Annotated in this window: 20 protein-coding genes and 1 pseudogene; 8 read left to right on the top strand and 13 right to left on the bottom strand. The window is 47.0% G+C overall.

All coding sequences use genetic code 11. The features are described 5' to 3' along the window. Positions 1 to 203: 203 nt before the first annotated feature. Entirely contained in the window at positions 204 to 524 is a 321-nt protein-coding gene (locus AB7U36_RS04650; RefSeq protein ID WP_428158643.1) for a hypothetical protein, read from the top strand. Here AB7U36_RS04650 and vapC read toward each other — a convergent pair. From vapC to AB7U36_RS04635, 3 genes are all read right to left on the bottom strand, one after another. Next, the gene (vapC, locus tag AB7U36_RS04645; protein ID WP_428158642.1) at positions 521 to 928 is read right to left on the bottom strand and encodes a type II toxin-antitoxin system tRNA(fMet)-specific endonuclease VapC; all 408 of its coding nucleotides are present in this window, start codon (positions 926 to 928) and stop codon (positions 521 to 523) included. The two genes, AB7U36_RS04650 and vapC, sit on opposite strands and share 4 nt — an antisense overlap. Beyond that, on the bottom strand, positions 928 to 1,161 hold the full coding sequence (gene vapB / locus AB7U36_RS04640) for a type II toxin-antitoxin system VapB family antitoxin (RefSeq protein WP_428158641.1): 234 nt from the start codon (positions 1,159 to 1,161) through the stop codon (positions 928 to 930). The genes vapC and vapB overlap by 1 nt, the downstream gene beginning before the upstream one ends. A gap of 376 nt (positions 1,162 to 1,537) precedes the next feature. Beyond that, on the bottom strand, positions 1,538 to 1,744 hold the full coding sequence (locus AB7U36_RS04635) for a hypothetical protein (RefSeq protein WP_428158640.1): 207 nt from the start codon (positions 1,742 to 1,744) through the stop codon (positions 1,538 to 1,540). Between the two features lie 266 nt (positions 1,745 to 2,010). Between AB7U36_RS04635 and AB7U36_RS04630 the strand changes: the two genes are divergently transcribed. The 6 genes from AB7U36_RS04630 (at position 2,011) to AB7U36_RS04605 (ending at position 9,032) form a co-directional block, all read left to right on the top strand. After that, a complete protein-coding gene (locus AB7U36_RS04630) occupies positions 2,011 to 2,580 on the top strand; it encodes a cupin domain-containing protein (protein WP_428158639.1) in 570 nt (189 codons plus the stop codon). Between the two features lie 87 nt (positions 2,581 to 2,667). Next, complete coding sequence (locus AB7U36_RS04625; RefSeq protein WP_428158638.1) at positions 2,668 to 4,320, top strand: AMP-binding protein; 1,653 nt, start codon at positions 2,668 to 2,670, stop codon at positions 4,318 to 4,320. Between the two features lie 12 nt (positions 4,321 to 4,332). Beyond that, positions 4,333 to 5,376, top strand: coding sequence for a thiamine ABC transporter substrate-binding protein (locus AB7U36_RS04620; RefSeq protein WP_428158637.1), 1,044 nt, complete (start codon positions 4,333 to 4,335; stop codon positions 5,374 to 5,376). Beyond that, the gene (locus AB7U36_RS04615; protein WP_428158636.1) at positions 5,352 to 7,010 is read left to right on the top strand and encodes an ABC transporter permease; all 1,659 of its coding nucleotides are present in this window, start codon (positions 5,352 to 5,354) and stop codon (positions 7,008 to 7,010) included. Before AB7U36_RS04620 ends, AB7U36_RS04615 begins: the two co-directional genes overlap by 25 nt. After that, complete coding sequence (locus AB7U36_RS04610; RefSeq protein WP_428158635.1) at positions 7,010 to 7,723, top strand: ABC transporter ATP-binding protein; 714 nt, start codon at positions 7,010 to 7,012, stop codon at positions 7,721 to 7,723. Before AB7U36_RS04615 ends, AB7U36_RS04610 begins: the two co-directional genes overlap by 1 nt. A 289-nt stretch (positions 7,724 to 8,012) precedes the next feature. Continuing rightward, a complete protein-coding gene (locus AB7U36_RS04605) occupies positions 8,013 to 9,032 on the top strand; it encodes a hypothetical protein (protein WP_428158634.1) in 1,020 nt (339 codons plus the stop codon). 308 nt (positions 9,033 to 9,340) lie between these two features. Here the strand turns inward: AB7U36_RS04605 and AB7U36_RS04600 are convergent, their stop codons facing one another. From AB7U36_RS04600 to AB7U36_RS04560, 9 genes and pseudogenes are all read right to left on the bottom strand, one after another. Beyond that, positions 9,341 to 9,811: a HyaD/HybD family hydrogenase maturation endopeptidase gene (locus tag AB7U36_RS04600; protein WP_428158645.1), complete on the bottom strand. Its 471-nt coding sequence runs from the start codon at positions 9,809 to 9,811 to the stop codon at positions 9,341 to 9,343. Between the two features lie 47 nt (positions 9,812 to 9,858). Beyond that, a complete protein-coding gene (locus AB7U36_RS04595) occupies positions 9,859 to 11,496 on the bottom strand; it encodes a nickel-dependent hydrogenase large subunit (protein WP_428158633.1) in 1,638 nt (545 codons plus the stop codon). 26 nt (positions 11,497 to 11,522) lie between these two features. Continuing rightward, positions 11,523 to 12,470: a hydrogenase small subunit gene (locus tag AB7U36_RS04590; RefSeq protein ID WP_428158632.1), complete on the bottom strand. Its 948-nt coding sequence runs from the start codon at positions 12,468 to 12,470 to the stop codon at positions 11,523 to 11,525. 62 nt (positions 12,471 to 12,532) lie between these two features. Next, positions 12,533 to 12,814, bottom strand: coding sequence for a hypothetical protein (locus AB7U36_RS04585; RefSeq protein WP_428158631.1), 282 nt, complete (start codon positions 12,812 to 12,814; stop codon positions 12,533 to 12,535). Between the two features lie 87 nt (positions 12,815 to 12,901). Further along, positions 12,902 to 13,351, bottom strand: a pseudogene (locus tag AB7U36_RS04580) (transposase); the annotation flags it as partial. Between the two features lie 75 nt (positions 13,352 to 13,426). Beyond that, positions 13,427 to 14,020, bottom strand: coding sequence for an SPW repeat protein (locus AB7U36_RS04575; protein ID WP_428158630.1), 594 nt, complete (start codon positions 14,018 to 14,020; stop codon positions 13,427 to 13,429). Positions 14,021 to 14,184: 164 nt separating this feature from the next. Beyond that, entirely contained in the window at positions 14,185 to 15,765 is a 1,581-nt protein-coding gene (locus tag AB7U36_RS04570) for a phytoene desaturase family protein (RefSeq protein ID WP_428158629.1), read from the bottom strand. A 38-nt stretch (positions 15,766 to 15,803) separates the two neighbouring features. Further along, a complete protein-coding gene (locus AB7U36_RS04565) occupies positions 15,804 to 16,568 on the bottom strand; it encodes an SDR family NAD(P)-dependent oxidoreductase (protein WP_428158628.1) in 765 nt (254 codons plus the stop codon). A gap of 76 nt (positions 16,569 to 16,644) precedes the next feature. Continuing rightward, complete coding sequence (locus AB7U36_RS04560; RefSeq protein WP_428158627.1) at positions 16,645 to 18,603, bottom strand: FAD-dependent oxidoreductase; 1,959 nt, start codon at positions 18,601 to 18,603, stop codon at positions 16,645 to 16,647. Positions 18,604 to 18,897: 294 nt separating this feature from the next. On the opposite strand from AB7U36_RS04560, the gene AB7U36_RS04555 reads away from it, so the two are divergent. Next, the gene (locus tag AB7U36_RS04555) at positions 18,898 to 20,445 is read left to right on the top strand and encodes a sigma-54 interaction domain-containing protein (protein ID WP_428158626.1); all 1,548 of its coding nucleotides are present in this window, start codon (positions 18,898 to 18,900) and stop codon (positions 20,443 to 20,445) included. A gap of 379 nt (positions 20,446 to 20,824) precedes the next feature. Here the strand turns inward: AB7U36_RS04555 and AB7U36_RS04550 are convergent, their stop codons facing one another. Then, complete coding sequence (locus AB7U36_RS04550; RefSeq protein ID WP_428158644.1) at positions 20,825 to 20,962, bottom strand: hypothetical protein; 138 nt, start codon at positions 20,960 to 20,962, stop codon at positions 20,825 to 20,827. Positions 20,963 to 20,998: the final 36 nt, after the last annotated feature.

The raw sequence follows: 20,998 nt of genomic DNA, 5'->3' as shown, positions 1-20,998 counted from the left end.
GAATATTTTTCCGGCAACAATGTTAATTTGTGCCAATATAAAAATGAAGAATAGGATTAGGCGGATAATATGGGACCCATATCCAAAAAAGAATCTTTTGGAAGTATCATCATTGATGTTTTGAAACATACAAAATCAGATCCGGGCCTAATCAAACTGGTTGATTGTATGCAAAATTCTCGGAGTTAAATTACGGATACTCAGTGGTTTTCACAACGCCTTATATTCTTATTAATTTGGATGGCAAAACAAAATTTTTTGCAACACAGGAGGATTGGGAAACATTTTTTGACCGGAATTTGAAAGCATCAAGCGGGAAAGACAGAATAGAAGAATACAAAACCTTTATGAAATTCGGAAAAAATAAACACTACTGGAATGAGTACATAATGGACGGTTATGTGAATTATCAATCAGATATGATCCTGCTTACAGGTTTTCTGGATATCCCGTTGAGTATGCCCCCATTCAAGAGAAAGTCTGAGAGAGCGGGGAGAGTTGTGAATATCTCGTTAAGTATTTAATTTATTTCGATCCAATTTTCCAGCCGCAAACCATCAACTCTCATGAACTCACGTATGTTGTTAGAAACCAGGATTAAAGATTCACTTCGGGCATGGCCTGCAATATGCAGATCATTGACCCCGATAGGAGTACCTTTCTTTTCTAAATCCGCTCTGATATTTCCATAGTGGGCAGCGGCATGATCGTCATAGGGAAGAAGTTCCAGACGGGATACAAAATCTTCTACTTTTCGCAGATTGTGGGAGACCATAGCGCTTTTTTCAACACCATGTAATAATTCTGCCAACGTGATTGAACTAATACACATCTGGCCTGCATGGGCGTTGAAAATGTCCAATACTTCAATTGGTCGACGCTTAATCACATAAATGACAATATTGGTGTCCAACATATATTTCAGCATCAAAAAGATTCCCTTTCTGATTGTTCTTGTGAAGCACGTTCCGTCAAAAAATCATCAGAGACGCCATCTTCAGAAAGGAAAAAGCTATCCCATGTATTTTCTACAGGCGAAAGTACACGGTCTTTGCCGATAACACGCACAACAACTTTTTTCACATTTTCGGGGAATCTGCTGTCAACCGGCAATCTTACCGCTTGGGTTCTATTATTTACAAAGACTGTTCCTACATCCATAGCTCAATCTCCTAATAATCAGTTTGCTATATATGCTGAGTATATAGCAGAAATATGTATTTAGCAACGGTATATAATACCAATTTTTGTAAATATGGTTTCTCCTCAAGCAGTTAAAATCTTCTTCCCCGTTTTCGGCTTCCACGGGAGCATTGACAGGGTGTAGCGGTAGTGCAACGGGGTACCGGAGACGATGCTTGGGAAGGAAGCCGCCTTGCTGAGGCAGGGTACCGCAAAGGTACGGGATGCGGTTTTCCCGCATCCGGCTCTTCGGTTAGACTCGCTTCCGCGCGGACCTTCACAGTTACCCGTTACAGGATCCAGTTGCAATTCCCCTCAGCACTTACAATAGCCGATAGCTCCCCGGCGGTTGGCTCTATATTTCAGGTTCTGTCCATTCATTGTCATGTTCAAATCTGACAGCCACGGGATCGCCGGAAAAATCGCTATCCTCACCCTCTGTTATGAAGATACTACCAAATCCGTAACCAGCGTGTTCTGTAGCTTCTTTTTTTGCTTCAACCAAAGTTCTTGCGTTTGAAATAAAGGATACGCCAGTGTTATAAATGATTTTGTAAGCCATTTTTTATCTTCTTTATGTTTTTAGTGTGTTTTCTTATCAATCTGTTCAGTGCGTTATATGTCCTTAAGTTGATAAAGCTTACAGGAAGTGTCAATAAGTTTAAAGAGCTTCCTTTATTGACCAAGTATCAATCTGAATAATTTTTTTTTTATAAGATAGGGATTTCGGAATAAAGGATTAAGTTTTATGAATTTTTTGACAAAGATTTTATGATATATTATATCCATATGACTTTTTACAAACCATAATCAAATCAGGGAGGATGGATGCAATCAGGAAAAGTTAACCAGCGGATTTTATCATTCATGGAAAAACGGGACATGGATATCACGGCATTGTCCGAGGCTGCGGGGCTTGAGCCTAAATTTATCACCACCATGCTTGAGGAAGACGCCTATCCCCCCCTGGGCCCTTTAATGAAAATTGCCCGGGCCCTGGGTGTGCGCCTAGGCACCTTTCTGGATGACCAGGACAGCGGTTCTCCCTATATTGTCCGCAAGGCGGAACGGGCAGACAGTTTTTCCGTTCTTGACAGCACCAACAAAGCCCCGGCCTTAAATTTCTATGCCCTGGGCAAAGGCAAGTCAGACCGGCACATGGAGCCGTTCTTTGTTGAAATTATGCCTGAGTCCGCAAGGGAAAAAAAACTGTCTTCCCATGAAGGCGAAGAGTTTATTGTTGTTGTTTCAGGTCTTGTGGAAGTGATTTACGGCAATGAGGTCTATACACTGAAGCCCGGCGACTCCATATATTACAACTCTGTGGTTCCCCATTATGTCTCCTGTGCAGGCGAAGAAAAAGCCGAAATCCACGCCGTCATTTATATCCCGGAATAAATCCGGAATAACAGCCATGGCCGAGCCTTTAGGTCTTCCCGGGTTCGACCCCCAGCAACCCCAAGCCAAAGAGGAATAAAGCATCATATGGACGAAACTTTGCCATTACAATCCCTGACCCTGGGCCAGATCCTTGACAGAACTGTTGAAAAATATCCGGACAACCCGGCCATTGTGTATGTGGACAGGGATTTTCGCCTGAGTTACAGCCAGTTTGCCACCTATGTCGATGAAACAGCCAAGGGTTTGATGGCCCTGGGCGTTAAGAAAGGGGAAAAGGTAGGTATCTGGGCCACTAATATACCGTTCTGGGTTACCTTGCAGTTTGCCACGGCCAAAATCGGGGCTGTGCTGCTCACGGTGAACACCAGCTATAAAATAGCCGAACTGGAATACCTGCTCACCCAATCTGACTGTGAAAATCTCTTTCTCATCGACGGATACCAGGACACAGATTATATAGCCACCATATATGAACTGGTGCCGGAGCTGAAAACTTGTCAGCGCGGCCACTTGAAATCCCCAAAATTTCCCCATCTTAAACGGGTGGCCTTCCTTGGCCCTGAAAAACACAGGGGAATGTATACCATCCCCGAAATCCGGGCTCTGTCCGTCATGGTTTCCGAAGATGAGTACCAGGCCCGCCAGGACAGCCTGGATTGCCATGATGTGGTAAACATGCAGTATACATCGGGTACCACGGGTTTTCCCAAAGGCGTTATGCTCACCCATTACAATATCGGCAACAACGGCTACTGGATCGGTGCCAACCAGAACCTGGGCCCGGATGACCGGGTCTGCCTGCCCGTGCCCCTGTTCCACTGCTTTGGCTGTGTGCTCGGGGTGCTGGCCTTCATAAACCACGGCAGTTGTATGGTGATCCTGGAAAAATTTGATCCGCTTTTGATCATGGCCTCGGTGGAGCAGGAAAAATGCACCGGCCTTTACGGCGTACCCACCATGTTCATTGCCGTGCTGGATCACCCTCTTTTCAAAAAATTTGATTTTTCATCCCTTCGCACCGGCATCATGGCAGGATCCAACTGCCCCATCCATGTCATGGAGCAGGTCATTGACAAGATGAACATGACGGAAATCACCATCTGCTACGGTCTGACCGAGGCCTCTCCGGTCTTGACCCAAACCCGGATCCACGACGATATCCGGGTGCGGGTGGAGACCGTGGGCCGGGCCATGCCTCACCTTGAAGTCAAGGTCATTGATCTTGACACAGGAAAAGAACTGCCCCCGGGCAAACAGGGTGAAGTGTGCGTCAGGGGATACAGCATCATGAAAGGATACTACAACAATCCTGAAGCTACAGCCCAGGTCATTGACAAGGACGGCTGGCTGCATTCAGGCGATCTCGGGGTCATGGATGACGCACGCAACCTGTCCATCACAGGCCGGCACAAGGACATGATCATCCGGGGCGGGGAAAATATCTATCCCAGGGAAATCGAAGAATTTTTATACCGGATGGATGAGATCCGGGATGTCCAGGTGGCTGCGGTTCCCAGCGAGAAATACGGTGAAGAGGTCGGTGCTTTTGTGATTCTCAAAGAGGGATCAAATATTGAACCCAGCGATATCCAGGACTTCTGCCGGGGAAAAATCAGCCGGTACAAAATTCCCAGGTATATCCATTTTATTGATCAATATCCCATGACTGCTTCGGGCAAAATCCAGAAATACAAGCTGACGGAGATGTCGGAAACGATTTGGCCGGAAAGACGCTGAAATAGAATAAAAATGAAAAGCTATGCTGTTCTTGCTGTCATTGTCTGCGTACTTTTAACTCTGCCCACGCTCACCGGTCAGGCCCTGGGCCGGGAGTTGACCCTCATGACCCATGACAGCTTCAGCATGTCGGAATCCGTACTCAAGGATTTTAAAGCCGCCGTGGGTGCGGACATCACGATCTTACGTTCCGGAGATGCCGGCCAGGCTCTGAACAAAGCGATTCTGTCCAAAAACAATCCCATGGCTGACCTGTTTTTCGGGGTGGACAACACCTTTATAGGCAGGGCACTGGACAATGATATGTTCATGGCTTACACCCCAAAAGGGTTTGAAGATATTAACACCTCCCTTTTGCTGGATGGAGAAAACCGTCTGATTCCCGTGGATTTTGGTGATGTATGCCTCAACTATGACATCAAATGGTTCAAGGCAAAACATTTTGCCCCCCCGGCCGGACTTGAAGATCTGATACGCCCGGAATACAAGGACCTCACCGTTGTCCAGAACCCGGCCACATCATCCCCGGGCCTGGCCTTTCTTCTGGCCACCATCAGCCGTTTCGGGGAAAATAAATACATCCCTTTCTGGCAGAAACTTAAAGCCAACGGGGTCATGGTGGTAAACGGCTGGCAGGAAGCCTACTGGGGACAGTTCACCGCCGCCTCAAAAGGAGACCGCCCCATTGTGGTCTCTTACGCCTCAAGCCCTGCGGCAGAAGTGTTTTATGCTGAACAAAAACCGGACACCGCCCCCACCGGTGTTGTCATTGAAAACAGATCCGCCTTTCGCCAGATTGAATTTGCAGGCATTCTGAAAAACAGCGCCAACGCCGATCTTGCAAAAAAAGCCATGGACTTTCTTTTAAGTAAAAAATTCCAGGAAGACATCCCGTTGCAGATGTTTGTGTTTCCGGCCAGCACAAAGGCAACGCTGCCCGAGGTGTTTTTAAAGCATGTAAAAATTACAGATGCGCCAGCGTCTTTGCCCGCAGACGACATCAGCCAAAACCGGGATAAATGGATCCGGGAATGGACGGAAACACTATTGCGGTGAAAACAAGGATCTATACGCACCCCTATGTACTGGCGGGGCTGGTCCCCCTTGTATTTTTCCTTGTTTTCTATTTTTACCCCCTGGCCGGTATTTTTATTCGAAGCTTTGTGCCGGACTTTCCCTCACACCTTCATATTGATCTGTCCTTTTGGGATCAGGTTACAGGCTCCCAGCGCCTTGCCCATATCATTTGGTTCACCTTCTGGCAGGCTGCCGTATCCACGGGCCTGACCCTCGCGTTTGCCTTTCCCTGCGCCTTTGTCATGTCCCATTACCAATTTAAGGGGAAAAAATTTTTAACCCTGTGTGCCGCCATCCCCTTTGTTCTGCCCGCCGTGGTGGTGGCTGCGGCCCTTGACGCAAGTTTCGGAAAAAACGGTTGTCTGGGCATGTTAAATATCCGTCATCCCCTGGTACTGATTTTCATGGCCCATGTATTTTACAATTTTTCGGTCATGCTCAGAATTCTGACCAGCTTCTGGGCAGGGCTGCGGGCAAATATCCAGGAAGCGGCAGCCATGCTCGGGGCAGGACCGTTTCAAATATTTATCCATATTACCCTGCCCCTTCTCATGCCTGCGGTATGGGCGGCATCCTTTCTGGTGTTCATTTTCTGCTTTTCAAGCTTTGGCATCATTCTGATTCTCGGGGGGCCTGCCTATTCCACCATAGAAGCCGAAATCTACCGCCAGGCCGCCTATATGTTCAACCTGCCGGTGGCATCTTTTCTCTCCCTGCTTCAAATCGGGTTCACCCTGGTACTCATGGGTCTTTACACCGCCTTTTCCCGAAAGGCGGTCCGCTTTGCGCCAAAGGCCGGCCACGCCAATTTTAAACCACCGCAAAAATTCCGGGAAAAAGCCGCAGTCGCAGGGAGTGCCGGTTTTATTATCCTGCTATGCCTTTTTCCCCTGGCCGCGCTTGCAGGAAAGTCCCTGGTCCATGACGAACAATTGTCCCTGATCTATTACCAGGCCATTTTTGTCAATCCTGCCAACTCCATTTTCCATGTCCCGCCGTTTACGGCGATTAAGTTCTCCTTTATATTTGCGGGAACAGCCCTTATTATCGCCCTTGTGACAGGCCTGTGCGCAGCCCTTTGCCTGAACCACCTGGACCGGGTAAAAGCCAAAGGCCTTGCCGCCTTTTTTGACCCGTTGTTTATGCTGCCCCTGTCCACTTCGGCTGTAACCTTGGGGTTCGGCATCATCATCACCCTGGACCGGCCCCCGCTTAACCTGCGCAATTCAACGCTGCTTGTCCCTTTAGTCCATGCCCTGGTGGGATTTCCCTTTGTACTCCGGGCCGTGCTGCCTGCCCTGAAACGTATTCCCAATGAGATCAGGGAGGCTGCCGCCACTTTAGGCGCCAGTCCTGGAAAAATATTCAGATGCCTTGACCTGCCCCTGATATCCGGGGCGCTGACAGCAGGCGCCGTGTTTGCCTTTACCATCAGCATGGGAGAATTCGGGGCCACCATTTTCACGGCAAGCCCGCGTACCCCCACCATCCCCCTGGCCATTTACCGATTTTTAGGCCAGGCCATGGCCATCTCCACCCTTCTCATGGTTGTCACAGCAGCCGGGTTTATTCTCATTGAAAAAATCAGTTCAAACGGGGTACAGCAGTTTTAATGGAAAATGAGCTTATCATACACAACTTAAGCAAAGCCGGCGCCGCAGGTGTCTGTTTTTTGAATAACATCAACCTGGCCCTGCCCCGGGGCAGCCGGCTGTCTGTGCTCGGCCCGTCGGGCAGCGGAAAAACCACGCTATTAAGAATGATTGCAGGACTTGATACGCCAAACACAGGCGACATCCGGTTCAACGGCACCTCCATCCTGGATCTGCCACCGCACAAGCGCAATTTTGGCATGATGTTCCAGGACTATGCCCTGTTTCCCCATCTGGATGTATTTGCCAACATTGCATTCGGCCTGAAAATGAAGGGCATGCCCAGGCAGGAACAAACCGCAATTGTGGCTAAGATGCTGGCGCTGACCAATCTTCAGGGATTTGAAAATAGAAAGGTAGATGAACTGTCCGGGGGCGAACGCCAGCGGGTGGCCCTGGCAAGAACCCTTGCCCCGGGTCCCAGGCTGCTCATGCTGGACGAACCCTTAAGCGCACTGGACCGGCTCTTGAGAAAACACCTGCTGGACCAGCTCACACAGATTTTTTCCCGGCTTCACATCACCACCATCTTTGTCACCCATGACCACGAAGAAGCCTTTGCCGCAGGCTCTCAGATCATCCTGATGAACCAGGGCCGCATTGTCCAGAACGGCACCCCCAAAGATTTCACACGGCACCCGGCCAATGACTGGGTACGGCAGTTTATGGGCTGAGTCAGCCCCCTTTTCCCGGGCAGTGGAAATTGCTCAATATCCTGGCCCGGAATTACGACGGGAATGCCGGGAAAAAGGCAGGGCAATCGCATGAAAACTGATGTTATAATAAATTCAATTGGTTGTAAATAATACCAATTTTTCATGCGATCACCCTGAATCTCATGCTTTAAGGGCTTGATACCTAAAATTTTAGATGATATCTTTTATCTAATTAGTGTAACTTTGAAAGAATTCAACAATCCTTACTTTTTCACTGACTCGTTAACCAAATAAAATTTCTAATCGAATGTCCAAAAACGTTTATCCTAAAGCAATAAAACAGGTGATCAGGGGCCGCTTAATCCCTGAAAAAGAATTGAACTCCCTGAATAAATGGTACCCTGTTGAAGTGACCGAGGAAAAAGGTGTTTTATCGACCCTGTGGTATTTTTTTGGAGATTTTTTATTTAGCCAACCTTTTTTTTACCAGTCTATAACTCAAGTGCCGTTTGAAAACCGTCGAATTTGCAATCTTCCGTTTAACTCTGCCAAGCAATTAAGCAAATTTGATTATGTAGAACCTTCGGCATTTATTTTCCATTGCTCTCGCTGCGGTTCAACTCTCATAACACAGCTTCTTTCATTATTGTCTCAATGTATTGTTTTTTCCGAACCCCAGGTGATTGACATCTTGCTGCACTTAGCCTGCTTTGGGCAAGATAAAACAAAATATGGAGAGACTCTTAAAACAATTATGCACGCATTCGGCCAGAAAAGGTCCGGCAAGGAGTGCTACTTGTTTGTCAAATTGGACTGTTGGCATATATGTCATTTCCAGTTTATCCGTTCATTTTTTCCCAATACACCTTGTTTTTTTCTTTATAGAACCCCTTTTGAGGTTCTGCGCTCCCACCGCAGGGAGCGGGGTGCCCATATGGTTCCAGGAATCTTAGCACCTGAAATAGTGGGGCTTAATCCTGCGGATCAGTGGAATTTTACAGACTTAGACAGGTACGGAATCAATGTTTTAACCAGCTATTTTAAAGCCGCCCTTTCCCATAACGACCTAATATTAATGAACTACAACCAATTACCCAATGTAATTTGGGAGGAATTTGCAAATTTTCTTTCCATCTCATTCACAAAGGAAGAGATGGAAAGGATGAAATCAAGATCATCTCTGCATTCAAAACGGTCTTATGAACGGTTTGTTGAAAAAACAGATCAAGGCGGAGAACTTCCGGCTGATATGCAGGTATTAAACATGCTTTACAACAGCCTGGAACATAAGAGATTAAACAAAAATAAACGTAAATATTCAGGTTAGTCATTCATGAGCCGCAAGCCCATAACAAACAATGAAACTACCGTTCCGCCCGACCCTCCCTAAAAAAAAGGAAGGGAGAGGAAAACGAAATTCGACATATTTTTGGTCTCAAAAAGCAGAGGAGAGGACGCCGATAACTCTCTTTGAACCTCAATGAATCTGGGCATCTGAGAAAAAAAGTACGCTAATCCTTATCTACACCTTTCTCCAGCATTCTATGCCAATTCAGTATAACGTAATCTTTTCTCATTTCTCCTCTTCCTTTGCTTTATGGTCTAAATTATGAACAGATACAATGCCATGGCCTTTTAGTTTGCGGGCTTGGGCATAACCTTCAGATTTCGTAACTCCTGGAGCACAAGCTGTACCATGGGTTCCACTTGGGCTGCAATAAGATGGGTCAGCTGGGGGTTGAGGGTTTCAATGTTTTCAGGTTCAACCCCGAGGATTACCGTGTCAGGTACATTCCCCATGAGTCGGCAAAGGGTGAGAGCTTCCAGGAGATCCATCTGGTGCATGGAATTTTTTCCAAGGATTCTGTTGGGGATTTCATTCCCTTCTATGCGGTGGAGATCCCCGGGATTGCCTTTGTTCAAGATGGTATCCACCACGATAAGTTTCCGGGCATGTGAGATGACGCCTAGAAGATTTATCCCCAGAACGCCTCCGTCCACAATGGTGATGTGGTCGGGAAATACATATTTTTTTTCAAGCTCTTCCACCACTTTGATGCCAAAGCCGTCGTCGGAGTAGAGAATGTTTCCCACTCCCAAAATCATGATTTCCACTGTATTGAATTTCCTCCATGCTGCCGGCAGTTTTTTTGTTAAATCACCTGCACCTTATAGGTTTCATTGGTATGGGGATCAATCACATGCACGGCACAGGCAATGCAAGGGTCATAGGAGTGAACGGTCCTTAGAATTTCCAGGGGTTTTGCCGCATCTGCAATGGGGGTTCCAATGAGGGATCTCTCCACCGGACCTTTATTGCCCTTGGCATCGGCTGGCCCGAAATTCCATGTGGAGGGCACCACGTACTGGTAATTTTTGATCTTGCCCCCCTCAATTTCTATCCAGTGTCCAAGCGCTCCCCGGGGGACATCGTTGAGTCCAAACCCCCGGGCCTTGTCCGTCATTGCCCAGGGCTGATAGGTTTTCTTATCACCCTTGTCAATATTTGATTTTAATGTATCAATCCAGCCGCCCATGGCGTTACCGATCAATTGGGTTTCAATTCCCCTGGCAGCGGTCCTCCCCAGGGTGGAAAACAGGGCCCCGGCTCCAATGTCAAGCTTCTTCAAAACCCGGTCCACGGCCTTTTTCACGGCCGGATCTCCCTTGCCATAGGCCACCAATACCCTTGCCAGGGGACCCACCTCCGGAGCAAGTTCGTCATAGCGCGGGGCTTTAAGCCAGGAGTATTGGTTGTTTGTGTCATAGTTGGTTTCCCCCTGGATGGGTCTGGTGGCTCCGTTAAAGGGGTGTTTGGGAGTACCCTTTTCATACCAGGCCCGGGTTACATCTTCGGTGATCCTGTTTGGATCCATGGATTCCACCACAAGACCCTTGCGGATGAATCCTCCTGGCATGAGCTTGTTTTCCTCTTTGGCGTCATTGGCAAAATCACCATAGGCCAGGAAAGCCTCGTTATTGCCGCCAATAGCTCCCCAGTCCTTGTAAAAGGAGGCAACGGCCAGCAGATCCGGAATATAGATCTTGTCTATGAATTCGCAGGTCTCCTTCCAGATGGCTTCGAATTCGCCAATGCGGGCCACATCCAGATCAGCCACCGATGTGACCCCCCCCACCACCAGAAATTGGGGATGGGGATTTTTACCGCCAAAGATGGCGTGCATCCTTGCTGCCTTGGCCTGGAGGGACAGTGCTTCCAGATAGTGGGAGGCGGCCATGAGGTTGGCCTCAGGTGGCAGCACATAGGCGGAATGCCCCCAGTATCCATTATTAAAGAGACCCAGTTGTCCACTTGTCACAAAGGTCTTCAGTTTCTCCCGTACCTCTTTGAAATATTCGCTTTTCTGGGGATGGCCGCTGACATTTTCGGAAAGCTTGGCGGTTTTAACCGGATCGGCGTCCAAGGCACTGACAATATCCACCCAGTCAAGGGCGTGGAGATAATAAAAGTGAACCAGGTGATCGTGCTGGAACTGGGCCCCGTGCATGAGATTCCTGACCAGCCTGGCATTGTCGGGGATGATGATTTTACAGGCATCTTCAACGGCCTTGACCGATGACAGGGCATGGACGTAGGTACAGACCCCGCAGGAGCGCTGGACAAAATGGTGGGCATCCCTGGGATCCCTGCCCCTGAGCATCATTTCAATACCCCGGAACATCTGCCCGGAACACCAGGCATCCTTTACCTTTCCGTTTTCAACCTCCACCTCTATCCTTAGATGCCCTTCGATCCGGGTGATGGGATCGATTATAATTCTTTTCCCCATAATAATATCCTCTATGTGATGTAAGATTATGACTCTTCATAAAAAGGTGTCATGGAATCCCAGAATCCTGGCTCACTGCAGCCAATGCAGGGGTGGCCCGCCTGGATGGGGAAACTGGTACCGTCATTAAATTTTGCTGTGGGACAATTATTATAGGTTTCAGGACCTCGGCAGCCCATTTTGTATAGGCAATAGCCCATTTCAGCCTCTTTGGAGCCAAATTCTTCGACATATTTGTCATGCTCAAAATGCACCAGCCTGGGGCAATGATCATGGACCGTATCTGCGTAGGCAAACAGGGGGCGGCCCTGGCCGTCCAATGGGATTTCTTCTTTGTTCAGGTGTTTTACAATGGTTGAAAACAGGTTTAAGGGGTTGGGGGGACAGCCGGGGATATTAATGGTGGCGACCCCGATGGCATCTTGAACCCCCTTGTATCCGCCGGGGTTGGGGGCAGCCGCCGGGAGACCGCCGTAGGAGGCACAGGATCCAAGGCTGATGACAGCGGCAGCCCTTGGTACAATGGATTGGGCCATGTCAAGGAAGGTTCTGTTCGCCACCTTGCCATAGGCGCCATTGTATCTGGTAGCAATGGCGCCTTCAACAATGCAGACGAATTTTCCATCATATTTTTCAACGGCATCGTGCAGGGATTTTTCCGCTTGATGCCCTGCTGCGGCCATAATGGTTTCATGGTATTCCACGGAAATGGTTTCAAGGATGATGGCCCCCACATTGGGAGTCCTTAAAAAGGCTTCGGAACAGCCGGTGCATTCGGCAAAGTGGAGCCACACCACGGGGAGACGGAGGGTGGTGCCTGCATTTTCAATGGCTTTGACCACCTGTCCGGTACTGGATGCCGTCAATCCCATTGTGACGGTCAGAGCCGTGCAATACTTGAGAAACTCCCTCCGGGAAACTCCCTTTTTCTCCAGACGCTCATAAAACAACTGGGTTTCATGTTTTTTTCCCATAACACCTCCTTGATCCCGTTGACATTATAATTGGGGCCTTGATCATCGTTTCAGCCAATCGGTTATGCTCGTGGTTTGGCTGGTCTCCCCCCGGGCAGATTTATACTACGGAGTAAAAAATCAAACATCTCCCTCGCCTTGGTTCCGAAAAAACTCTCGGCCGGAGTGGTCCCGTCTCTTGGCTTGCTGTTGGTGTAATTCAGCAGACCCCAGATTCTTTTTTCCCTTTTCCTGATTATGCAGGGATTTTTCGATCTTTCTGTCAAATATAGGAGGATGTCCGGGGCCATTCTGGGTCTGAAGATATTTCTCTTTCTTCTGGATACAATTTTGAATGTCTTCATTGGCCAGTTCCCAAATTTTTTCAATAAACCCCACCCCAAGGGCGGGGCGTTAAGTTCAATTTTTGTCTTTTTTTCAGTGCTGTTCGTTTAGGTCCTTGCATCAACTGATTTGATTCGTTCTTTGACATTATTGTCCTCATCGCTCTCGGGATTGTCCTGACTGTTAAAAAGTTCATTCAAAATTTTCGTCCGTAATTGCCGAATCCTTTTGATTAACACTTTTTCATTGTATTCTTCCCGGCAATATATCGCTATCAGAAAATATGTGATCAAGCCCCCGAGGATCTGAACCATAAGCCCGTATTCAGTTCTGGCAATCAGGTGATAGACTTTAAGATGCTCTTTCCACCATTTAAAGAAGCTTTCAATGCTCCACCTGAGTTTATAAATAGTTGCGATCTGTTCTGCCGTCAATTCATTCCGGTCAGTGGCAACATAGTATTTGCTGCCAGCTATTTTATAACCAACAACACGGACCGGTTTTTGAGTTTGATTTTGCCCCGGAGTTCCGAGGAGAACCAGGGCATCATAAAAAATATGGGTGTGTCCCACCTGTTACATTTTATCAAAAAAAATTGCACCAACTTCAACATGCAAATAGCTAACCGGACATCACTGTCTTTTTTTAAATGATATTAGATTAGATGCCTCTTTGCTCTTTTTCCAGCCAGATGCCAATATCCCGGGAAGGTGAGTGACAATACCCAAGGGTATCAGCCCTAATAAGTTCCAAACATCCATGGGCTTTAACTGCATTATAACTGGCATCGTACCAAAAGTTTTTCCTTTTACGATGATGATCCCGTCCTTATAAAAGATCTGTACCATCTCAAGCAATATGCCCCCGTCTTTTGTATAAGCAAACACTCTTTTATTCTCTATCAGCTGGGTGGCAAATAAGGATAGAGCCACCACCAGCACTCCAATAATAATATCATTCAATCTGCCGGCAATGGATATCTGCCCAAAAACGAGGAACCCGAAAATAATGAGCCATCCGCCCAGTAAACTATTTACAAAAAAAGGCCAGTTCGGAGAGACGGATTCCTTTTTGCAAACTAAAACATAAAGAGAAAAGGCACCAATAAGTACGCCTGTGATCCCATCTTCCCATTGGGCCGGAGAGCCTGAATAACCGAGTATCCACGGGGAGATACACAACCAGATTCCCAAAATAAGAGTAATTACGGCAAATAATTTTTTCATGTTGAATGCTCCATTCTTTTTAATAGCACCCCATTCAGCCGGGGCTAAACCCAATTTTACAAGTAACTAAAATTACAATAAAAAATTTTAGTTACTTAGAAGATGAAATGCAGGCTTAAAATATTTGCTTTGAGCCTGCATTTCATTCAAAATATCGTATATCTCTACTTGTTGAGGACATCTTCAAAATCAATACCCAAATCCTCAAATACTGGCTGAACCGCAGCTCGCCCCCCTCCAAAAACGCCGGGACCGGGAGGAAGACTGCATCCACAAAGATACAAGTTGTCAATACCCGGCAACCGGTAACCAGATACCAACGGGAATGGCCGATTACCAAAATTTTGGGATATTTGACTGCCCATATGGTTAATTTGACCTTCCATAAAAGACGGGAAATTACGTTCATAGTCAAGGGGACTGTGAGCCCAACGGCCTATGACCTTGCCTGGGGTAATGTTTTTGGTCCGCTTGCAGTAGTTTTCAAATATTTTATCGGCAATTTCTTCCTTAATTTCGTCCCATCTTTTGGGACCTCCCTTGATATAATAAGGGGCATACTGGTAAAGGTACAGCGTTGATTTCCCGGCAGGTGCGCGGGTGGTGTCGTATTGTGTATATGAAAAACATATCGGCGTTTCATAATTAAGATCCCCATAGGCGAAGGTATCCCACAACTGCTGCATTCCCTGCAGAGTATCAGAACAGAATTCAACCATGAGACTTTTGTCAACAATAGATCCTGCATTATACTGGGGCGGTTCATCCAGCGCATAATTCTGATTGAAACTCATGAACTGCTGTTTGCGAATAACATGCAGATTATGGCTATATTCTTCGGGCATGGTGGTTCCGATTACCTCGGGTGTCAGCTGCCTGATATTAAAGCTGGACACAACGCCTTTTGACGCAAGAATCTCTTCACCATTTTCAAGGATAACTCCCATGCACTTTCCGCCAGAGATTTTGAATTGTCTGATTTTGCTGTTAACGCGGACTTCCCCCCCCCGGGCTTCAATGCTTCTAACGATAGAATCACTGAGGACGCCAGATCCTCCTTTGGGTATTGATACGCCATATTTATGGAGCATCGGAATCATCAGCAACAGATTTATGCCGCTGCCATCAACACGGGGATCCATCATATTCTCTGAAGCCCAGCGATCCAGAGAGTTTAGCACATGGGGGTCCTCAAACCATTCCATGGCAAGGTCATGGGCACTGACGTACATGGTGCGGGCCATTTCCCGGCCTTCAGGAGAGCTGCTCAAAAGGGAAATCAAGGTGCCAAAAGGCGGGGCAGGCGCATACATCCCGGAGATCAGCATATCAAACTGTTGTGCCCCCCATTCATAGAATCTGCGATATGTGGCTGCGTCTTTTTGAGAAAATTGTGCAATAGAATCACACGTTTTATCCAGATCCTTATAAAATGTAAAAAACCGGTCGTCTGGAAACACAACAGAAAGGATGTTGTCAGGATGGATATATTCCAATCCGTATTTGGATATTAACTGGAGTTCATCGTTCTGGATTAAAGGGTTCGGCTGTATGAATACATGACATGTAGATCCAATATCCGCTTTGAATCCCGGTGCTGCCACTTCTCGTGTGACAACGCCTCCGCCATAGAATTCTTTGCTTTCCAACACAAGGACATCAACGCCCGCCTTGGCAAGATAACCGGCAACCGTAAGACCGTTCAGTCCTGCGCCAGCAATAATTACCTCTGGCTTGTTTATCATTTTAAGGTCTCCTTTTTCAAATAAAACATAAAGCAATGCTATCTGCGGGACAGTCCGCCATCAATGTAATACGTTTGCCCGGTGATGAAACCGGCAGCATTGCTGGTAAGAAAATTTAACATGCCGATATAATCTTCACTCTTGGCCTCTCTTTTAATTGCCGACAACTGCGGAAGCATTTCAAACGCACCGGCTGGCGTTTCTCCGGTCAGTGTTCCAGGTGTTGCGGTGAGGCTTGGTCCCAGGCAATTACAGGTGATACCGAATTCCCCATATTCATTGGCAATTCCTCTACTGAGCCCGATAATTCCCATTTTACTGGCTGCGTAGTGACAAAGGCCCGCAGTAAAAGTGGTTTCTACCGAGTTGGACACGATATTTACAATACGCCCCCAGCCATTCTGCTTCATGTTGCCGATGAACGCTTTGGTCATATAAAAAACAGAATCCATATTGGTATTTCGAACCTTGCTAAAGGTTTCATAATCCATGTCGTCAAACATACACATGGGAAAAATTCCGGCATTGTTGATCAGAATATCTACACGAGGAAACTCGGCCAGGGTTTCCTTGGTTAAGCGCCGGACGTCTGCACCATTGGCACAATCCCCCTGCAGGCACAGGATTTTACATCCAACGGCTTCCACTGCCGCTTTAGTTTCATCCAGCGGTGACTTCCTTGTGATCGCAACAATTGCGGCCCCTTCCCTGGCCAGTCCTATAGCAAAATCCTTCCCGAGCCCGAGCGCAGCTCCGGTTATAAGGGCCACTTTGTTTTCATGGGTTCCCATATCTATCTCCATTTCGATGTTTTTTTATTCAAAAACTGTCTTTTGCAAGGAAAGAGCCCGCTGAACAGAGCCCTCCTCTTGTATGTGGTTAAATCAGTTGCCCGAAATAGGCACCATCATGCACCGCATCCATGATATTTCTTGCTTTGACTGCATCACCGATCACATAAAGCTCTTCAACCTTGCCTTTCAAAGCCTCATAAAGCGCCATGTCAGGCGTATAGCCCAGTGCCAGGATAACCGTATCTGCTTCAAATTCATGCCTTTTCCACTTATTGTCCACGATCTTGACCGATTTGTCCCCAATCTCTTCAATCTTCATCTCTGCGCCAACCTTGAGGCCAAGCCGGGGAAATACAGTCCTAAACCAATAGGCCAGGTCAATATGCGGCAAACCGTGTCCGAACTTTTCAAAAGGGATCATATCTATAATACTGACATCGGTTGCCAGGCCTTTCTTGACAGTGAATTCGGCAACCTCAATACCAACGGCACCGGCACCTGCGATTACTACCTTTTTCCCGAGAGACGCCTTCCCGGTCAAGACGTCTGCGGCAAATACAACATGGGATTTGTCAATTCCTGGAATTGGCGGTTTTACCGGGACGGCACCGTTGGACAGGATCACGACATCAGGATTAACGTCCTGAACCGTCTGAACGGTTGCTTCGGTATTCCGGTGAATCACGACATCGAATTTTGAGCACTCCATGGACAGCCAATCAATAAAATCATGTAAAGCCTTTTTATCCATGGTAAGGCCCGCCAGTTTCATCGCGCCTCCCAATTGAGCCTCTTTCTCCATGAGCGTGACCTTATGTCCGCGTTGCCCTGCCACCCGGGCCGCCTCCAGTCCGCCGGGGCCGCCTCCGATAACCAGGACATTCTTCGGTACTGCGACCCGCTGCCGAACCATATTGGTTTTCTCGCTTCTGCCCAGTCCGTAATTGATTGCGCAATTAAGTCCCCACGTTTTAAAGACTCCGCTCTCAAGGCACTCATTGCACGTCAGGCATTTACGGACATCCTCGGGTCTGCCGCCTAAAACTTTCCCGGCCAGGTCGGGATCTGCTAGCAAGGCCCGGCCTGCCCTTACGCCATCAACCAGACCTGTTTCAACGGCTTCATCCCAGACATCAAAGTCAATGCTGCTGCAGCAACGCGCTGAAACGGGAATGTTAAGTGCCTTTACGTACCTGGCGGATCGATCAAACTGTCCTCTTTTCTGTTTCCGGACAACACCTTCGATCTCATCAAAATGAAATGTTTCATATGTTCCAGGAATCACAAGGTCCCAGTATGAGATGCCTTCCTGCTCCATTGCCAGGGCAAAGGCGATGCTGTCCTCGCTTGTGATTCCGCCAACGATGGCATCCGTATCAGGGTTGGTATAACCCACAACAAAATCGGGCCCGCATTTTTTCCGGATACCTCGCAGTATTTCCTTTGCAAGCTGCATCCTTTTTTCAAGGGAACCACCATATCGGTCCGTTCTTATGTTGTTATGGGGAGAAAAGAACTGTTCAAGCAGATAAGCTGCGCCTCCGTGCAGCTCCACGCCGTCATATCCGACACCCTGTGCCCGGACGGCACCCGTGATAAAAAGATCTTTCATCTCTTCAACTTCTGAAGAGGAAAGGATTTTAGGTTCAATAAAACTGCCCATTCCAAAATCATAAGCAGGTACTCCCGATGGCGATATGGGATCTACCCCGAACATCCCGGCACAATGGAGCTGGCAAATTATCGGCACATTGTAACGATGGACGGTTTCGACAAGTCTATGCAGGCCGGGACAGAATCTGTCGTTATCAATTCGTATCTCTGGCTCTTTCCAGACATGACGACCGTCCACCGCAGTTCCCTCCTGGATAATCAGGCCGGCGCCACCTCTTGCGCGGGCAGCATAATGGTCAATTTGTCTATCGGAGATTTCACCGTCTGCCGTGGCCATGCGGGACCAGACTGACGAAAACCAGATTCGGTTTTTTATTTCTAATGATCCTATCTTCATGGGTGTGGCTAAATTTTTATAATTTTGACTCATTTTTTTCTCCTTGTTGATGTCAGCTCAATGTTTTTAAGGAACAGATCTTGGGGCATACAACCAAAATTTTCATCTGCATTTTTTTTAAAAGCCTTTCAAAACAGTTGATATGTCTGCCCTTCTTGATTCGTTCCGATGCAGGACACTATTTAATCAGAGCAAACTTGATGCCAAAAAAAAATGATGTAATATCAGCCGGTTGTTTTCTGTTGAATTTCGGTGTTGCGCTATGGGACCAAAGTATGTTTCTATAGGACAATTCGGGGCGGTAATCTGTGCTATAGGACAAAAAAAATGGATTTTGATCACAATGAATTTTTCCGGCAGGCGACTTTTCGGATATGCGGAACCCTTGATGTTCATTCGGCACTGAAGCGGTGTCTTTCTTACATTAAAGATTTTATCCCGACTGATTCCATTCAGTTTCTGTATTTTGATCCCGACCGGAATGTCCTGAAAACCGTTGGTATTGCCACATTTACTGTTGATAAGGGGCTAAATGGGGAAATTCCCTGGTTTGGAGGCGAATTTCGTGAGCGGATGATGAAGTGGGACAGGTTAAAAAAAATTTACATTTTCAACCACCCGGATTCAGATCCAGGGTTTAATGAGATGCACCGAAATTCATTGAGAAATCTCAACTTTTCTCTCGTGGTTATGCGACTTGAACTTGAAAACAATCGGTTAGGCGTGGCCTTATTGGAAAGCAAAGGAATTAACAGATACACCGAAGAACATGCCAAAATTCTGCTTATGCTGCATGAACCCTTTGCAATTGCCATGGCCAATGCCCTAAAACATCAGGAAATACTGGCGCTCAAAGATACACTGGCAGATGACAATCAGTATCTGCGGCAACAATTGCATGACAACGTGACAAAAGAAATTATCTGTGCTGATTTCGGTTTGAAAGATACAATGGCCCTGGTGAAACAAGTTGCCCCACTTGAAAGCCCTGTACTGCTTCTTGGAGAAACAGGCGTTGGCAAAGACTTAATCGCAAGAGCCATCCATTATGCATCTGCTCGAAGCAAAGGCCCCTTAGTTGAAGTCAACTGCGGCGCAATTCCTGAAACGCTTCTGGATTCCGAGTTGTTTGGTCACGAAAAAGGCGCTTTTACAGGAGCTCTGATGCAAAAAAAAGGACGTTTCGAGCGTGCAGATAACGGGACTATTTTTTTGGATGAAATTGGAGAGTTGCCGCTTCAGGCTCAGGTCAGACTTTTGCGCGTGGTTCAAAACAGAGTAATTGAACGTGTGGGAGGTGTTCATTACATCCCGATCAATATCAGAATTATTTCCGCCACCAACAAAAACCTTGAGGAAATGATCAGAAAAGGGGAATTCCGAAAAGATTTGTGGTACAGGCTGAATGTGTTTCCCATAAATATTCCGCCCTTAAGACAACGCAAAGATGATATCCCGACTCTTTTAAATTATTTTATCGGGCAGAAAGCTTTCAAACTGAAGGTTAAGGTTCCGCCTGTGATTTCATCTAAAACGATAGCGTGCCTTACTGAGTATCATTGGCCGGGCAATGTCCGCGAACTTGAAAACTTAGTGGAACGTGCATTGATTCTCCACCAAGGCAAAGATTTCGATTTTAACCAATTTTTGTACAGTCAAGTATCAGAAACAATTGAAAATTATGCTTGCGTTAACAAGATCACAAGCCTGGATGAAATGAATATTCGGTACATCAGGCAGGCCTTATCGATTTCCGGAGGTAGGGTTCATGGGCCCGGGGGGGCTGCCGATGTGCTTGGTATTAATCCCAGTACCCTTAGAAAAAGAATGAAAAAGTTCGGGATAATTTCCATAAAAAAACAAAACAGCAAATAGTCCTGCTTTAAAACAAAAAATGCGGCCTTCCAGATAGAGCTTCATGTCATGTCGGATCATTTCCCGATTCCACCCCAAAGAAGAGCGATGAGTCGCTCAACGTATCCCAAACAAGATCAGTTATCCCGACTGCCATTCCAGGAGTTTTCGGTATCCATTTTTTTTGAAACCGGCCATGAGAGTCAGGACCGAAATGACAAAGACATCAAAAAATACAAAAGAGCCACACCCAAATAATTTAAAACTGAACCTGAAGCAGCTATAAAATGCAGGAGTAAACGCTGGGGTTTATTTCATCAAGGCGGCCTCAAGGCCAAGCCCGTAGGCTACACTGGTGAAAGCGTCGGATGTCTTGATCTTATCTACACCCACCCGGGACTCAAATATGGCTGATCAGCTGAATATAGGAAGAACCGCCAGTCAGAAACACGGCATTGACCTGTTCAAATCCAATTCCGGCATTGGCAAGGGTATCAGTCACGCAGGCGTCTATCTGTGCAACCAGATCCTGGATCATATCTTCAAATGCGATTCTTGTGACAAGTTCTTCAAT

Source organism: Desulfobacter sp., from assembly GCF_050177295.1.
The sequence above is the reverse complement of the archived record's forward strand: the minus strand, read 5'-3'. Positions and strand labels throughout refer to the sequence as shown.

What these genes read in the sequence shown, in the direction of transcription:
- AB7U36_RS04610 (WP_428158635.1), top strand. Translation starts at nt 7,010, where the DNA reads ATGGAAAATGAGCTTATCATACACAACTTAAGCAAAGCCGGCGCCGCA.
- AB7U36_RS04600 (WP_428158645.1), bottom strand. Translation starts at nt 9,811, where the DNA reads ATGATTTTGGGAGTGGGAAACATTCTCTACTCCGACGACGGCTTTGGC.
- AB7U36_RS04555 (WP_428158626.1), top strand. Translation starts at nt 18,898, where the DNA reads ATGGATTTTGATCACAATGAATTTTTCCGGCAGGCGACTTTTCGGATA.
- AB7U36_RS04635 (WP_428158640.1), bottom strand. Translation starts at nt 1,744, where the DNA reads ATGGCTTACAAAATCATTTATAACACTGGCGTATCCTTTATTTCAAAC.
- AB7U36_RS04595 (WP_428158633.1), bottom strand. Translation starts at nt 11,496, where the DNA reads ATGGGGAAAAGAATTATAATCGATCCCATCACCCGGATCGAAGGGCAT.
- vapC (WP_428158642.1), bottom strand. Translation starts at nt 928, where the DNA reads ATGCTGAAATATATGTTGGACACCAATATTGTCATTTATGTGATTAAG.
- AB7U36_RS04620 (WP_428158637.1), top strand. Translation starts at nt 4,333, where the DNA reads ATGAAAAGCTATGCTGTTCTTGCTGTCATTGTCTGCGTACTTTTAACT.
- AB7U36_RS04550 (WP_428158644.1), bottom strand. Translation starts at nt 20,962, where the DNA reads ATGATCCAGGATCTGGTTGCACAGATAGACGCCTGCGTGACTGATACC.
- AB7U36_RS04560 (WP_428158627.1), bottom strand. Translation starts at nt 18,603, where the DNA reads ATGAGTCAAAATTATAAAAATTTAGCCACACCCATGAAGATAGGATCA.
- AB7U36_RS04625 (WP_428158638.1), top strand. Translation starts at nt 2,668, where the DNA reads ATGGACGAAACTTTGCCATTACAATCCCTGACCCTGGGCCAGATCCTT.
- AB7U36_RS04590 (WP_428158632.1), bottom strand. Translation starts at nt 12,470, where the DNA reads ATGGGAAAAAAACATGAAACCCAGTTGTTTTATGAGCGTCTGGAGAAA.
- AB7U36_RS04565 (WP_428158628.1), bottom strand. Translation starts at nt 16,568, where the DNA reads ATGGAGATAGATATGGGAACCCATGAAAACAAAGTGGCCCTTATAACC.
- AB7U36_RS04630 (WP_428158639.1), top strand. Translation starts at nt 2,011, where the DNA reads ATGCAATCAGGAAAAGTTAACCAGCGGATTTTATCATTCATGGAAAAA.
- AB7U36_RS04615 (WP_428158636.1), top strand. Translation starts at nt 5,352, where the DNA reads ATGGACGGAAACACTATTGCGGTGAAAACAAGGATCTATACGCACCCC.
- AB7U36_RS04585 (WP_428158631.1), bottom strand. Translation starts at nt 12,814, where the DNA reads ATGAAGACATTCAAAATTGTATCCAGAAGAAAGAGAAATATCTTCAGA.
- AB7U36_RS04605 (WP_428158634.1), top strand. Translation starts at nt 8,013, where the DNA reads ATGTCCAAAAACGTTTATCCTAAAGCAATAAAACAGGTGATCAGGGGC.
- vapB (WP_428158641.1), bottom strand. Translation starts at nt 1,161, where the DNA reads ATGGATGTAGGAACAGTCTTTGTAAATAATAGAACCCAAGCGGTAAGA.
- AB7U36_RS04575 (WP_428158630.1), bottom strand. Translation starts at nt 14,020, where the DNA reads ATGAAAAAATTATTTGCCGTAATTACTCTTATTTTGGGAATCTGGTTG.
- AB7U36_RS04570 (WP_428158629.1), bottom strand. Translation starts at nt 15,765, where the DNA reads ATGATAAACAAGCCAGAGGTAATTATTGCTGGCGCAGGACTGAACGGT.